Origin of the sequence: Halorhodospira sp. 9621 (assembly GCF_022228055.1) — a bacterium.
In the GTDB taxonomy this organism is placed as follows: domain Bacteria; phylum Pseudomonadota; class Gammaproteobacteria; order Nitrococcales; family Halorhodospiraceae; genus Halorhodospira; species Halorhodospira halophila_A.
Genome location: NZ_JAJNRD010000004.1, coordinates 42,213 through 56,839 on the forward strand (window position 1 = coordinate 42,213; position 14,627 = coordinate 56,839).

8 protein-coding genes are annotated in these 14,627 nt (G+C 70.2%); 2 read left to right on the forward strand and 6 right to left on the reverse strand.

Features of this window, described 5'->3' with window-relative positions:
- Positions 1-52 precede the first annotated feature (52 nt).
- From LRF89_RS03355 to LRF89_RS03370, 4 genes are all read right to left on the reverse strand, one after another.
- Complete coding sequence (locus LRF89_RS03355; RefSeq protein ID WP_443134958.1) at positions 53-5,776, reverse strand: excinuclease ABC subunit UvrA; 5,724 nt, start codon at positions 5,774-5,776, stop codon at positions 53-55.
- A gap of 88 nt (positions 5,777-5,864) precedes the next feature.
- Positions 5,865-8,048: a malate synthase G gene (locus LRF89_RS03360; RefSeq protein ID WP_201243096.1), complete on the reverse strand. Its 2,184-nt coding sequence runs from the start codon at positions 8,046-8,048 to the stop codon at positions 5,865-5,867.
- Positions 8,049-8,140: 92 nt separating this feature from the next.
- Entirely contained in the window at positions 8,141-8,884 is a 744-nt protein-coding gene (locus tag LRF89_RS03365) for a DUF1499 domain-containing protein (protein WP_201173110.1), read from the reverse strand.
- A 120-nt stretch (positions 8,885-9,004) separates the two neighbouring features.
- Positions 9,005-9,379, reverse strand: coding sequence for a magnesium transporter MgtE N-terminal domain-containing protein (locus LRF89_RS03370; RefSeq protein WP_201173112.1), 375 nt, complete (start codon positions 9,377-9,379; stop codon positions 9,005-9,007).
- 316 nt (positions 9,380-9,695) lie between these two features.
- Between LRF89_RS03370 and LRF89_RS03375 the strand changes: the two genes are divergently transcribed.
- Entirely contained in the window at positions 9,696-9,959 is a 264-nt protein-coding gene (locus LRF89_RS03375; protein WP_201243097.1) for a type B 50S ribosomal protein L31, read from the forward strand.
- 51 nt (positions 9,960-10,010) lie between these two features.
- Positions 10,011-11,315, forward strand: coding sequence for a citrate synthase (locus tag LRF89_RS03380; protein WP_201173135.1), 1,305 nt, complete (start codon positions 10,011-10,013; stop codon positions 11,313-11,315).
- Positions 11,316-11,395: 80 nt separating this feature from the next.
- On the opposite strand, the gene LRF89_RS03385 is transcribed toward LRF89_RS03380, so the two are convergent.
- Positions 11,396-12,025 carry a hypothetical protein gene (locus LRF89_RS03385; protein ID WP_201173137.1) on the reverse strand — a complete coding sequence of 210 codons (630 nt, stop codon included), beginning with the start codon at positions 12,023-12,025 and terminating at the stop codon, positions 11,396-11,398.
- A gap of 40 nt (positions 12,026-12,065) precedes the next feature.
- Positions 12,066-14,477, reverse strand: a complete 2,412-nt coding sequence (locus LRF89_RS03390; RefSeq protein WP_238634980.1) for a penicillin-binding protein 1A — start codon at positions 14,475-14,477, stop codon at positions 12,066-12,068.
- Positions 14,478-14,627 lie beyond the last annotated feature (150 nt).

Genomic DNA, 14,627 nt, shown 5'->3' on the forward strand with positions numbered 1-14,627 from the left:
TTGCCGGGCCGGCCGCCTGCGGCCGGGCCCGGCAGCGCCGGGAAAGCACCGCTTAGGCGGTACCCGCCCCCCGCTCGGCGAGGAAGGCCCGCAGGGCCTGTCCGGTGGGCGTCTCCATTGCCGCCACCGCCTCCGGCGTGCCCGCCCCGACGATACGACCGCCGGCGTCCCCACCCTCCGGGCCCAGGTCGATGACGTGGTCCGCCTCGGCGATCACATCCAGGTTGTGCTCGATGACCACCACCGTGTGGCCGGCATCAACCAGGGCGTGGAAGACATCCGTGAGCCGCTGCACATCGGCGATGTGCAGGCCCACGGTGGGCTCGTCGAGCAGGTAGAGCGTCGGCGCCGCCTGCTTGCCCCGCGCCGGGCCGCCATCCACCGGGCGGGCCTTGGCCAGCTCGGTGACCAGCTTCAGGCGCTGCGCCTCGCCGCCGGAGAGCGTCGGGCTCGGCTGCCCCAGGCTCAGGTAACCCAGGCCCACATCGCAGAGCAGACGCAGGACGTGGTGGATGCGCGGATGGGCGCTGAAGAACCCCGCTGCCTCCTCGATGCTCAGCGCCAGCACCTGGTCGATGCTGTGGCCGGCGTAGCGGACCTGGCGCGTCTCCTCGTCGAACCGGGTACCGCCGCACGCCTCGCAGGGGACCTTCACGTCGGGCAGGAAGCTCATCTCCACGGTCTTTACGCCCTGACCACTGCACGCCTCACAGCGCCCCCCCTTGGTGTTGAAAGAGAAGCGCGCCGCGTTCCAGCCGCGCAGCCGTGCCTCTTCCGTGCCGGCAAAGAGCCGGCGGATGGGATCCCAGATCCCCACGTAGGTCGCCGGGCAGGAGCGGGGGGTACGGCCGATGGGGGTCTGATCCACCTCCAGGACCCGCCGCAGGTGCTCGGTGCCGGCCAGCGCCTGACACCCGGTGGGCTCCGGTAGGGCCGCGCCGCGCTTACGGGCGAGCCGGGCACGGACGCTGGGCTCGATCACCTCGCGGACCAGGCTCGATTTGCCGGAGCCCGAGACGCCGGTGACCCCGATCAGGCGACCAAGCGGCAGCGCCACATCCACCCGCTGCAGGTTGTGGCGGTGGGCGCCGGTGACCGTAAGCTGCCCCGCCACCTCCTGGCTGCGGCGCTCCCGCGTGGGATGGCGCGGCGGTTCGGCGAGGACCCGGCCGGTCAGCGACTCGGTGTTGCCGGTCAGGGCTGCCAGGTCCCCCTCGGCGACCACACGCCCGCCGTGGCGGCCGGCACCGGGGCCGAGGTCGATCAGGTGCCCGGCGGCGCGAATGGTCTCCTCGTCGTGCTCGACCACCACCACGGTGTTGCCGGCCTCGGCCAGCTCGCGCAGAGCGCCGAGGAGCATGGCGTTGTCGCGGGCGTGGAGGCCGATGGTCGGCTCATCGAGCACGTAACAGACGCCCTGCAGGCCGGCACCCAGGCTCGCCGCCAGGCGGATGCGCTGCGCCTCGCCGCCGGAGAGGGTCGGCGCGGCGCGATCCAGCGACAGGTAGCCGAGCCCGACCCGCTCCAGGAAGGCCAGCCGCGCGCCGATCTCGGCGATGACGTCTGCGCCGATGGCGGTCTCGCGCTCGTCGAGGGTCAGCGCCTCGAGCCAGGGCCGGAGCTCGGCCACGGAGTCGGCGGTCACCTCGGTGATGCTCCGGCCGTGGAAGCGCACGGCCCGGGCCACGGGGTTCAGCCGCCCGCCCTGGCAGGCCGGACAGACCCGGGCTGCCTCCAGCTCCGCCTCTTCGGCCTCGTCCGGGTCGCGGACCAGCAGCCCGGTGCCGTGGCAGCCGCTGCACCAGCCGTGGCGGGCGTTGAACGAGAACAGCCGCGGATCCGGCTCGGCGAAGCCCTGCCCGCAGGCCGGGCAGGCCCGGCGCGTGGACCAGACCCGCTCGGCGTCGGCGCCGCTGCCGTCCAACGGGGCGATGCGCACGGTCCCGTTGCCGTGATCCAGGGCCTCCTTGAGGCGCTCGCGCAGATCCGCCTCGGCATCGGCCCGGATCTCGATGCTGCCCAGGGGCAGATCGATGTCGTGCTCCCGGTAGCGGTCCAGCCGCGGCCACTGCGCCGTGGGCTGGAGTTCACCGTCCACACGCAACTGCTCGTATCCGCGGCCGGCCGCCCAGGCCGCCAATTCCTTGTAGATCCCCTTGCGCGCGACCACCAGGGGGGCGTAGAAGGCCATCCGCTGCCCACGGTGTTCGCGCAGCAACCGCGCGGCGATGCCCTCCGGCGTCTGCGCCTCGATGGCGACCTGGCACTCCGGGCAGTACTGCACGCCGAGACGCAGGTAGAGCAGGCGCAGGTAGTGGTAGATCTCGGTGAGTGTCGCCACCGTGGAGCGGTATCCGCCTCGGCTGGTGCGCTGCTCGATGGCCACCGCCGGCGGGATGCCGGTCACCGCGCCGACGTCCGGACGCGAGGCCGGCTGCACCAGCTGTCGGGCGTAGGCGTTGAGCGACTCCAGGTAACGGCGCTGGCCCTCGGCGAAGAGGATATCGAAGGCCAGGGTCGACTTCCCGGAGCCGGACACCCCGGTGACCACGGTCAATCGATCCCGGGGGATGGCCACGTCGATGTTGCGCAGGTTGTGCTCGCGGGCCTGGTGCACCTCGATCGCGGCCGGAGCGTCCACGGCATACGGCGCTGCCGCCTCGGCCACGGCCGGGGGCGCCAGGGGCCCCGCGTCCTCCTCCAGACCGGTGCCGTAGTCGGCCAGGGCACGCCCGGTCGCCGTGGCGGAGGCCGCCAGCTGCACCGGCGTACCACTGGCCAGCAGCCGGCCGCCGCCCTCACCGCCCTCCGGGCCGAGGTCGAGGATCCAGTCGGCGTTGGCGATCAGATCCAGGTTGTGCTCGATGACCAACAGGCTGTAGCCAGCGTCCACCAACCGCTGGAAGGCGTCGAGGAGGACCTGGCAGTCGCTGAAGTGCAGCCCGGTGGTGGGCTCGTCGAAGATCAGCAAGGTGCCGGTGCCCGGCTCGGCCCCCTTACCCCGCCCCTTGCCGCGCTCGGCCAGGTGCCCGGCGAGCTTGAGGCGCTGCGCCTCGCCGCCGGAGAGGGTGGGCACCGGCTGGCCCAGGCGCAGGTAGCCCAGGCCCACGGCGCGCAACGGCTCCAGGCGGCGCACCACCTCGCGGCTGTCGGCAAAGAACGCCACCGCCTCGTCGGCGGTCATCTGCAATACGTCGTGGATGGAGGCACGTCGCCCCTCAGTCCCCTCCACCTGGACCTCCAGCACCTCGGCGCGAAAACGCCGACCGTCGCAGTCGGGACAGGCCAGGTAGACGTCGGAGAGGAACTGCATCTCCACGTGCTCGAAGCCGGAGCCCTTGCAGGTGGGGCAACGCCCGTTGCCGGCGTTGAAGCTGAAGGCGCCGGCGGTGTAGCCCCGCTCCTGGGCCAGGGGCGCCGCGGCGAAGCGTTTGCGGATCGGGTCGAGGGCGCCGGTGTAACTCACCGGGCAGGAGCGCGCGCTCTTGCCGATGGGCGACTGGTCCACCAGGGAGACCTCGGTGATCGCCTCGGCCCCATCGATGGCATCGTGCTCGCCCGGCGCCTCGACGGCCTCGCCCTGCTGGCGCAACAGCCCCCGGTAGAGGACGTCCTGGGCCAGGGTCGACTTGCCCGAGCCGGAGACCCCGGTCAGGCAGACCAGACCGCCCAGCGGGATGGCCACGTCGATCCCCTGCAGGTTATGGGCACGGGCGCCGCGAATGGTCAGCGCGGGGCCGTCTGCAGCTGCGGCCGGGCGGGGGGACGGCGAGGACGCGCTACGCTTCTCCGCCGCGCCGCCGGGCCCGGCCGAGCGCGCGTCCCTGCGCGCACGGCCGGCGCCCGCATCCATGCGGGCGCCCTCCGGGGCTGATCCGTCGGCGCGGCGCGCTCCGCGCATGTCCTCTTCGCCCCCCCAACCGGCCGCATCACCATCCCGCCCCCGAGCGACCCGCCGGCGGCCGGTCAGGTAGTCCGCCGTGGCCGAATCCGCCGCATAGAGCTCCGCCGGGGCACCGTTGAAGACCACCTGACCGCCCCGCTCGCCGGGCCCCGGGCCCATATCGATGATCCGGTCGGCGGCCGCCATCACCTGCGGGTCGTGCTCGACGACCAGCAGCGAGTTGCCCGCATCGCGCAGGCGCTGCAGGATCCCCACCAGCCGCTCCACATCCCGGGGATGCAGGCCGATGGACGGCTCGTCGAGGACGAAGAGCGTGTTGACCAGCGAAGTGCCCAGCGCCGTGGTCAGGTTGATCCGCTGCACCTCGCCGCCGGAGAGGGTGCGCGACTGCCGGTCCAGGGTCAGGTAACCGAGGCCCACCTCGTTGAGGTAGCCGACCCGGCTGCGGATCTCGTCGAGGACCGTAGCCGCCGCCTCGTCCAGCGGCGGCGGCAGCTCCAGCTCCTCGAAGAAGCGCTGCAGGCGGGCCAGGGGCAGGGTCGCCAGATCGTGCAGGGTCAGCCCCGGCAGCCCGGCCAGCAGCGCATCACCCATCGCCAGGTGGCGGGGCCGGAAGCGCTCCTCCGGGGCGAGGACGGCGTCGGCGTCGGCCTGTCCGCCGAGCCGGAAGTCCAGGGCCTCCGGGACCAAGCGCGCACCCCGGCAGTCCGGACAGGTGCGGTAGGTGCGGTAGCGCGAGAGCTGCACGCGCACGTGCATCTTGTAGCTCTTGCGCTCGAGGTAGTCGAAGTAGCCGCGCACGCCGTACCACTTGCCGGAACGGCCCCAGCGATCCTCGCCGTCCCAGACCCACTGCCGGTCCGCCGCATCCAACTCCCGCCAAGGCACATCCTCGGCGACCCCGCGCCGGCGGGCGGCGCGCAGCAGGTCCCGCTGGCACTCCACCGAGGCACCGCCGCGGAACGGTTTGATCGCGCCCCCGGCCAGGCTCAGGCCCGGATCCGGGATGACCAGGTCGGGGTCGATCTCCATGTTGCGGCCGAACCCACGGCAGGTGTCACACGCGCCGACCGGGGAGTTGAAGGAGAAGAGCTCTGAGGTCGGCCGCGGGTAGTCGCGGTCGCACCCGGCGCAGTGGAAGGTGGCGGAGTAGCGCCGCGGCTCGCCCGCCGGCTCACGGTCCTCGCCCAGGGCCCGGACCTGGCAGCGACCCCGCCCTTTGTCGAGGGCCGTCTCCACCGCCTCGATCAGCCGCCCCCGGCGCGCCCCGTCGAGGCGCAACCGGTCCTGAACCACCTCGACACCACCCTCACGCTCATAGATGCGCGTGTATCCCTGGCTGGAGAGCATCTGTCGCAGCTCTTCCCGATCGAGCTTGGCAGGCACGGCCACGAAGAAGGTCACCGCCACTCGGGTACCTGCCGGCCATGGCGCCGTGTCGTCGCCGGCGAGGAGCTCGTCGGCGATGGACTGCGGCGTATCCGGCCGCACCGGGCGGCCGCAGCCGCTGCAGTAGGGCTGCGCCGCGCGGGCGAAGAGCAGCTTCAGGTGGTCGGCGAGCTCCGTCATCGTGCCCACGGTGGAGCGCGAGGTGCGCACCGGATTGACCTGATCGATGGCGATCGCCGGCGGGACGCCGTCGATACGCTCGACCTGTGGCCGGTCCATGCGCTCGAGGAATTGCCGGGCGTAGGCCGAGAAGGTCTCCACGTAGCGCCGCTGCCCCTCGGCGTAGACGGTGTCGAAGGCGAGCGACGACTTCCCGGAGCCGGAGACCCCGGTGACGACGATCAGCTCGCCGGCCGGGAGGTCGAGATCGAGGCCCTGCAGGTTGTGCTGGCGGGCGCCGCGGATACGGATCGGTTCGCGCACGGTCATGCTTCCGGAGACAAGACGGCGCCGACAGCCCGGAGGCTGCCGACGCCGGCACGGTTCACGGGATGTCGTTCAGGCGGCGGGATCAGGCGTACTTGGCCTTCGCCTCCTGCCGACGGCGGTGGAGCACCGGCTCAGTATAGCCGGAGGGCTGCTCCCGCCCCTTGAAGACCAGGTCGCAGGCCGCCTGGAAGGCGACGCTGGCGTCGAAATCCTCGGCCATGGGCCGGTAGTTCGGGTCGCCGGCGTTCTGCTCGTCCACGACCCGGGCCATGCGCTGGAGGCTATCCATGACCTGATCCTCGCTGACCACGCCGTGGTAGAGCCAGTTGGCCACGTGCTGGCTGGAGATGCGCAGGGTGGCGCGGTCCTCCATCAGGCCGACATTGTTGACGTCCGGCACCTTGGAGCACCCGATGCCCTGGTCGATCCAGCGCACCACATAGCCGAGGATGCCCTGGCAGTTGTTATCCACCTCCTGCTGGATCTCCTCCTCGCTCCAGTCGGTGCTCGGCGCCAGCGGCACGGTGAGGATCCGGTTCAGGTCCGAACGCCAGCCGGCGCGGGCAATCTCGGCCTGGACGCCGGCGACGTCCACCTCGTGGTAGTGCACGGCGTGCAGGGTCGCCGCCGTCGGCGACGGCACCCAGGCGCAGTTGGCACCCGCCTTGGGGTGGCCCGCCTTGGTGTCGAACATCTCGCGCATCTTATCCGGCTTGGGCCACATGCCCTTGCCGATCTGCGCCCGGCCCTTGAACCCGGCGGCCAGGCCGACATCGACGTTCCAGTCCTCATAGGTGGTCATGAAGGATGCCCCCTTCATGTCCGCCTTGCGGATCACGGCGCCGGCCTCCATGGCGGTGTGGATCTCGTCGCCGGTGCGGTCGAGGAAGCCGGTGTTGATGAAGATCACCCGGTCCCGGGCCTGCTTGATGCAGGCGCGCAGGTTGACCGTGGTCCGCCGCTCCTCATCCATGATGCCGACCTTGAGGGTGGCACGCTCCAGGCCCAGGGCGTCCTCGACGCGCTCGAACAGGTTCACCGTCAGGGCCACTTCCTCGGGACCGTGCATCTTCGGCTTGACGATGTAGACGCTGCCGGTCTTCGAGTTGCGCACTTGGCCCAGGCCCTTGAGGTCGTGGACCGCGCAGAGGACGGTCATCATGGCGTCCAGCATGCCCTCGGGGATCTCGTTGCCGTCGCCGTCGAGCACCGCCGGCGTGGTCATCAAGTGGCCGACGTTACGCACCAGCATCAGCGAGCGCCCCGGCAGGGTCAGGGAGCCGCCGTCCGGCGTGGTGTAGGTGCGGTCGGCGTTGAGCCGCCGGGTGAAGGCCTCCCCGCCCTTGCTGACCGAGGTCTCGAGATCGCCCTTCATCAGGCCCAGCCAGTTGCGGTAGACACGGACCTTGTCCTCGGCATCCACCGCGGCCACGGAGTCCTCGCAATCCTGAATGGCGGTTAGCGCCGACTCCATGACCACGTCCTTGACGCCGGCCGGGTGATCCTTGCCCACCGGATCGTTGGGGTCGATGACGATCTCGGCATGCAGGCCGTTGTGACGCAGCAGGATGGTCGCCGGCCGCTGCGGCTCACCGGTGAAGCCGACAAGACGGGTGGGATCGGCCAGCTCCGTCTCGCTGCCGTCGGCCAGGGTGATCAGCAGCTGGCGCGGGCTCGCCTCGCTCAGGCGGTAGGCGGTGACATCGGCGTGCAGGCCGTGGGCCAGCGGGGCCACCTCATCGAGGGTTTCGGCGGCCAGCTCCATGACGCGCTTGCCACGGGCCGGGTTGTACGTCTTCCCTTTGGCCAGGCCGTCACTCTCGGGGATCATGTCGGTGCCGTAGAGGGCATCGAACAGGCTGCCCCAGCGTGCGTTGGCCGCGTTGAGTGCGAATCGCGCGTTATCCACCGGCACCACCAGCTGCGGCCCGGCCACCGTGGCGACCTCCGGGTCGACCCCGGTGGTGGTGATCTCGAACTCCTCCGTCTCGGGTTCCAGGTAGCCGATCTGCTCGAGGAAGGCCTTGTGATCGGCCACGGAGAATTGGCCGCGGTGCTCGCGGTGCCACTCGTCGATCTGCCGCTGCAGGGTCTCGCGCTTCTCCAGCAGCTCACGGTTGCGCGGACTCAGATCGCGGACGATGCCGCCGAGCTCGTCCCAGACGGTGTCGGCGTCGATGCCGGTCCCAGGCACCATCTCGTTGGCCACCAGGTCGTAGAGCTCACGCGCCACCTGCAGGCCACCGACTTGAACCCGTTCGCTCATGGAAGTCTCCCTATTCAGCTTCGCGATCCGCGGATAAGCCGCGATAGTAACGCATCCCAGTGAGGCTGATCACCCGCTCACCGACGCCCCGTTCAGTTCTGCAGCTCGGCCTCCAGCTCGTCGTAGAACGCGCGGACCAGCCGGGCGTTGCCGCCGACGTCCGCCTCGCCGCCGCGGGTGGCGGCGCGCACGTCGACGCGACGGTGATCACCGGTATCCTCGACGCGGACGACGATATCGTGGATGACACCCATCCAGTAGCTGCGTGCGGTGGCCTCCAGCCCGCCCTGCATGTCGGTTCGCGCCACGGTCCACTCCAGCCTCAGCGCCGCGCTCTCTGCGGCGCTGAGGATGGCCGAGACATCCTGCGGGTAAGTGCGCGCCTCGAGATCCGGGTGCGCCTCCGCCTGGCGTTCGGCCAGTTCTCCGCCAGGGTAGGCTCGATCGCCGCCGGCCTGCTCTCGGGCCTGGGCGAGGGCCCGATACGAGGGCGGGTCATCGGTGTCGGTGGCCAGATCGTGAAGGTTGGGACCGAGGACGGCGGCGTAGACCTTGGGCCCGGCGACCACCGCGACCCCTAGCCCCAGGGCCAGGCCGGCCAGGGCCCGGCCGCGACCGCGCTTGCCGTGCAGACCGAAGGTGGAGGCGAAACCGACACCGGCGGGGACAAGGGCGAGCACACCGGCAGCGAAGCCGGCGGCGATCATCGCCAGGGCCAGGTCGAGTTCGACGAGCTGGATGCGGTAGAGGGGGCCGGCCAGCGCGGCCGCCGCGGCCCCGCAGGCTGCAAGCAGGACGGATGCCGTCGCCAGCCGGGATACAGGCGCCTGGAACATGGGTTTTCCTCCCGGGTTTCCGGCCGATTATGCGGCCGGAAACGGCCAGGACAAAACGCAGCCAGGCGCCGCGGCGCGGGGGTGCCCGACGGGGCACCCCCGCGAGAGCGGCGAGCCGGATTACTGCAGACGCCCGGAGAGCACCGTCTCGACGCGGCTGCGCTTGAGCGGGCGGAGGTTGCGTACGACCTCGTCGCGGCACTCCGGATCCAGGCGCTCAAGCACGCGGGCCAGCGTATTGAACGGCAGACGGTTGGCCAGGCGGGCGGCCGGGCCTCGGTCCATGTGCTCGAGCACGCTCGCCTGCGCAGCGGGGCGCATCTCCAGGAAGGTGGCCAGGCTCTCCCCGTCCGGCATGGCGCGCAGCGCCGCCGGGCGCTCGGCCGGGGCCATCTGTGCGATGCGCCGTGCCGCGGCGGCGGGCAGGCGGTCTGCATACTCGGCGCGAGCCGGTGCGCCGAGGCCATGGTCTTGATGCTCGGTGGTGATGGTCATCTCTGCCTCCTGAGTGTTCGGGTGCCCGACCCGCGGCACCGGAGACAGAGAGACGGCAGAGACTCCGTCAGTCGGCCGGCACCCCGGGACGGGCGTTGGTTCGCGGTACGACGTCGTTGCTTGGCGTACTGCCGTTACCGTCCGGCATGACGGTCTCCTCGTGTGGCTGACACGTGACGTGGAATCTAGGCGGCGACCCGCCCGCTGTCAAGCGTTGCGGCGCGCCGGCAGGCCATCTTGACCCCCTATGCTGCGGCGGCTACTATCCGCGGTTTAACATGCTCAAGAACGCGGCTGAACGTCGCAGAGGGTCACCATGAAGAAAGACATCCATCCCGAGTACCGCGAAGTCGTTTTCCAGGACATCTCGACGGACTTTTCCTTCCTGACCCGCTCCACGGTCCAGACCGACGAGACCATCACCTGGCAGGACGGCAACGAGTACCCGCTGGTCAAGATCGAGGTCTCCAGCCGGAGCCATCCGTTCTTCACCGGCAAGCAGCGTGTGGTCCATTCTGGTGGGCAGGTCGACCGCTTCCGCAAGCGCTTCGGCATGACCCGGGGCAGCTCCAGCCAGTAACCCCCGGACTGCGCCGAGCGCGGTTATCCAGGGCAGCAGCGGAGGGGCATCATGACGTCGAAAACCGTCACCGTCACCGACAACACCACCGGCCACAGTGTCGAGATGCCCATCCGCGAGGGAACGCACGGGCCGGCCGTCGTCGATATCCAGAACCTGTACAAAGAGTTTGGATACTTCACCTACGATGCCGGCTTCACCTCGACGGCGAGCTGTCGCAGCGACATCACGTTCATCGACGGCGAGAACGGGGTGCTCCTCTACCGCGGCTACCCCATTGAGGATCTGGCCGAGAACAGCAACTTCCTCGAGGTCTCCTACCTGCTGCTCCACGGTGAGCTGCCCACCAAGGATGAGCTGGACCAGTTCAACCGGGCGGTGACCGAGCACGCTATGATCAACGAGTCGTTGAAGGACTTCTTCGACGGCTTCCACTACAACGCGCACCCCATGGCCATGCTCACCGGCGTGGTGGCATCGCTGTCGGCCTTCTACCACGACGCCATCAAGCTCGGGGACCCGCGCAACCGGATGCTCACCTGCCACCGCGTGCTGGCCAAGATGCCCACCATCGCCGCCGCGGCCTACAAGCACATGGCGGGCGAGCCCTTCGTCTACCCGCTCAACCGGCTCTACTACACCGAGAACCTGCTCAACATGCTGTTCTCGCGCCCCACGGAGCCGTACGAGATCAATCCGATCCACGCGCGGGCGCTGGATCAGCTGCTGATCCTCCACGCTGATCACGAGCAGAACGCGTCGACCTCCACGGTCCGCCTGGCCAGCTCCACCGGCACCAACCCGTTCGCCTCCATCGCCTGCGGCTGCGCCGCCCTGTGGGGCCCCGCCCACGGTGGCGCCAACGAGGCGGTGCTGAACATGCTCCACGAGATCGGCGACATCAGCCAGGTGCCGAAGTACATCGAAAAGGCCAAGGACAAGGATGACCCGTTCCGCCTGATGGGCTTCGGGCACCGGGTCTACAAGAATTTCGACCCGCGGGCGCGGATCATCCGCAAGACCTGCCACGAGGTCCTCAACGACCTGGGCATCGAGAACGACCCGCAGCTCGAGCTGGCTATGGAGCTTGAGGAGCGGGCACTGCAGGACGACTACTTCGTCGAGCGCAAGCTCTACCCGAACGTGGATTTCTACTCGGGCATCATCTATCGGGCTCTGAGCATCCCCACCGACTTCTTTACGGTGATGTTCGCCCTCGGCCGGACGCCGGGCTGGCTGGCCCAGTGGAACGAGATGGTCGCCGATCCGGAGCAGCGCATCGGGCGACCGCGACAGCTCTACACCGGCGCAGCGCGGCGAGATTACGTCCCCATCGATCAGCGCCGGAAGGATTGAGCTCGACCCCCGTTGCCCCGCCACCGGCGGCAACGGGCGGCCCCCCCCCCCCCCCCCCCCCCCCCGGCCCCCCCGCCCCCTTACTCCTCGCCCACCACCGCCTCGAGCAGCGCGGTCACCTCAGCAACGCCGGCGCGCTCCATCGCCCCGCCGTGGACCTCGCTGCGGGGCGGCTCGCGCAGGCCGGCCTCCGAGAAAACGGTCAGCTCCACCTCGGTATCTCCGGCCAGGAAGCGGAACATCGGCTGGATGGACCACCCGTCGCGGCCGAAGCGCAGGCGCCGCTCATCGGACTCGAAGGGGATGCGCCGGTCCATGAGGAACATCAGAACCGTCTCGGGGGTATCGGCGAAGACGTGCAGCTGCACCGGCGACTCGGCGTCGGCGGTTCCGGCGAGCACCGGCCCCACCAGCCGCGGGCGGAAGTCGGCGAAGAAATCCATCGCCTCCAGGGCACGCCGGCGCAGATGGCGCAGCGCGGCCTCGTGCTCCTCGCCACCGAAGACGGCGTGGTACTCCAGCAGCGCCTCCTGGATCTCCTGATTACCGGGGAGGTTACGGGTGTCGCTGGCGCCCAGGCGCTCCGCCGCTTTGCGCTTGGCGGCGTAGTAATCACGTACGCCGTCCTCGGCCATCAGCCGCGCTGCCTCGCGTATCAGGCTCAGCCGCATGCGCTGATCGCGCTGGTGGTTGGCACTTCTGCGTCCCATGGCTTCCCCCCTGCTCCGGCCGTCTGCTGGTGCCATCCGCCTAGAAGAGCTGCCGCTCCGAATGCTCGCCGTCGCGTTGCCGGCGATCGCGGTCCTCGCGGACCGGAACGGTCTCCTCGCGGAAGGTCTCGAAAATTGCCTCTGGGTTCTCGGAGCTCGTCGCGCGCCCGGACTCCGGATCGATGCGCACCGTGACCAGACCGTCCGGGCGCGGAACGGAGCGCTCCTCGACCCCGTCGAGGGCTACCGACATGAACCGCGCCCAGATCGGCAGCGCGGCCGTGGCGCCGGTCTCGCCCCGGCCCAGGCTGCGCTGGTCGTCGAAGCCGATCCACGCCGTGGCCACTAGGTCCTGGTTGTAGCCCACGAACCAGGCATCGCGCAGGTCGTTGGTGGTGCCGGTCTTGCCGGCCAGATCCTCGCGGTCGAGCACCCGCCGGGCCCCTCGGCCGGTACCGCGCTCCACCACATCGGAGAGCATGTCGCTGATCAGCCATGCGTTGTCTTCGGGCAGGACACGCTCGGCCTGCGGCGGCAAATCGAACAGGCCGATGCGTTCGCCCGGGACCGAGGCCATGGGCAGGTCGTCGCGACACAGCTCGCACGCCTCCGGGAAATCCGGCCGGAAGACCACCTCGCCGGCGCCGTCCTCGACGCGCTCGATGACATTGGGGATGACGCGGTACCCGCCGTTGGCAAAGGCCGCAAAGGCACTGGAGATCTGCAGCGGGGTGGCGCTGTTGCTGCCCAGGGCCAGGGAGAGATCCCGCGGCAGGCTCTCCGCCGGGAAGCCGATGCGGGCGGCGTGAGCGATGGTCGGGTCGATGCCGACGTCGCGCAGCACCCGGATCGAGACCAGGTTGCGGGAGAAGACCAGCGCCTCGCGCAGCCGGGTGGGGCCGTAGAAACGGCCCGAGTAGTTGCCCGGCCGCCAGTAGCTCTCTAGGGCATCGTCCCGGAAGACCACCGGCGCATCGTTGACCAGGGTGGCCGGCGTGTAGCCGTTCTCGAGGGCCGCCGAGTAGATGAACGGCTTGAACACCGAACCGGTCTGCCGCCGCGCCTGCACCGCCCGGTTGAAGGAACTGAGCCGGAAGTCGAAGCCGCCGGCAAGCGCCCGCACCCGGCCATCCATCGGGTCCTGGGCCACCAGCGCGCCGGAGACATCGGGGACGGCGCTGAGGGCACCGCGCCCCTCGCCCCGCGGCGCGACACGCACGATATCGCCGACCTCCACCACGTCGCCCGCCTCCTCCGGGGCGGGACCGCGCCGGTTGGCATCCCGGTAGGGGCGCGCCCACTCCATGGTCTCGAAGTCGACCTGTAGCACGCGCCCGCCACGCGGCCAGACCCACGCCGCCTCGGGCTCCACGGCGAGCACCACGGCCGCCTGCAGGCCTCCGAAGGGCGGGTGGGCGGTCAGTGCCTCCTCCATGGCCGCCGGATCGCCAACCAGCTCCGCTTCAACGCTGCCCTCCGGCCCCCGGTAGCCGTGGCGCCGGTCGTAATCGCGGAGGCCGCTGCGCAGGGCCCGGTTGGCGGCGTCCTGACGGTCCTTCTCGATGGTGGTGTAGACCGTGTAGCCACCGGTGTAGGCCTCCTCGGGCCCGTAGCGCTCGGTCATGGTCCGGCGCACCATCTCACCGACGTAGCGAGCGTCCACGCGGCTGCGCGGGGCGTGCAAATCGGCGGTGATCGGCGCAGCCATGGCCTCCTGATAGCGCTCCGGGCTGATGAAGCCCTCGTTGAGCATCCGGCCGAGAACGTAGGCACGCCTCTGGAGCGCCCGCTGCGGATTGCGGATGGGGTTGGCTACCGAGGGCGCCTTCGGCAGGCCGGCGATCATCGCCATCTGGGCCAGATCGAGCTCGTCGGGGTCCTTGCCGTAGTAGACCTGCGCGGCCGCCGCCACGCCGTAGGCGCGATGGCCCAGGTAGATCTTGTTGAGGTAGAGCTCGAGGATCTCCTCCTTGGACAGCGTCCGCTCGATCTGCAGCGCCAGGAGGATCTCGTTGACCTTGCGCAGGATGGTCACCTCGCGCGAAAGGAAGAAGTTCCGCGCGAGCTGCATGGTGATGGTGGAACCACCGGGCCCGAAGGAACGCTCGCGGACCACGTGGCCGACCGCACGCGCAAGGCCCTGGTAATCCACCCCGGGGTGTTCGTAGAAGCGGTCGTCCTCGGCGGCGATGAACGCCAGCAGCAGATCGGTGGGGAGATCGTCGATATCCTCCGGCTGGCGCCGCTGCTCGCCGTACTCGGCGATGAGCTCACCCTCGACGCTGACGACACGCAGCGGCTGCTGGAAGCGCACGTCGCGCAGCGACTCGGCATCCGGCAGCTGCGGGGCGAGCACGAACACGGCGTAGGCCACGGCCGCCGCGGCCAGGACAGCGCCGACACCGACCAGGGCGACGGTGGTGTAGAGAAGGGTACGCAGGAATCGCTTCATGGGGACGGGGCGCAGGCGCCTTGGCAAACTCTGTAGGCAGTATACTGACCACCTCTTGAACGGGCGAGTTCCCGCCTTATAGTGGGGGGACGCTCTTCGCCGCGCACCAGGGACCGGTGGCGGCGGCTCGGGAACCAGCGTCTCAGGGAG

Bases quoted from the DNA above. Each gene is read 5' to 3' on its own strand.
- LRF89_RS03390 (WP_238634980.1), bottom strand. From the start codon at position 14,477: ATGAAGCGATTCCTGCGTACCCTTCTCTACACCACCGTCGCCCTGGTC.
- LRF89_RS03380 (WP_201173135.1), top strand. From the start codon at position 10,011: ATGACGTCGAAAACCGTCACCGTCACCGACAACACCACCGGCCACAGT.
- LRF89_RS03360 (WP_201243096.1), bottom strand. From the start codon at position 8,048: ATGAGCGAACGGGTTCAAGTCGGTGGCCTGCAGGTGGCGCGTGAGCTC.
- LRF89_RS03370 (WP_201173112.1), bottom strand. From the start codon at position 9,379: ATGACCATCACCACCGAGCATCAAGACCATGGCCTCGGCGCACCGGCT.
- LRF89_RS03365 (WP_201173110.1), bottom strand. From the start codon at position 8,884: ATGTTCCAGGCGCCTGTATCCCGGCTGGCGACGGCATCCGTCCTGCTT.
- LRF89_RS03375 (WP_201243097.1), top strand. From the start codon at position 9,696: ATGAAGAAAGACATCCATCCCGAGTACCGCGAAGTCGTTTTCCAGGAC.
- LRF89_RS03385 (WP_201173137.1), bottom strand. From the start codon at position 12,025: ATGGGACGCAGAAGTGCCAACCACCAGCGCGATCAGCGCATGCGGCTG.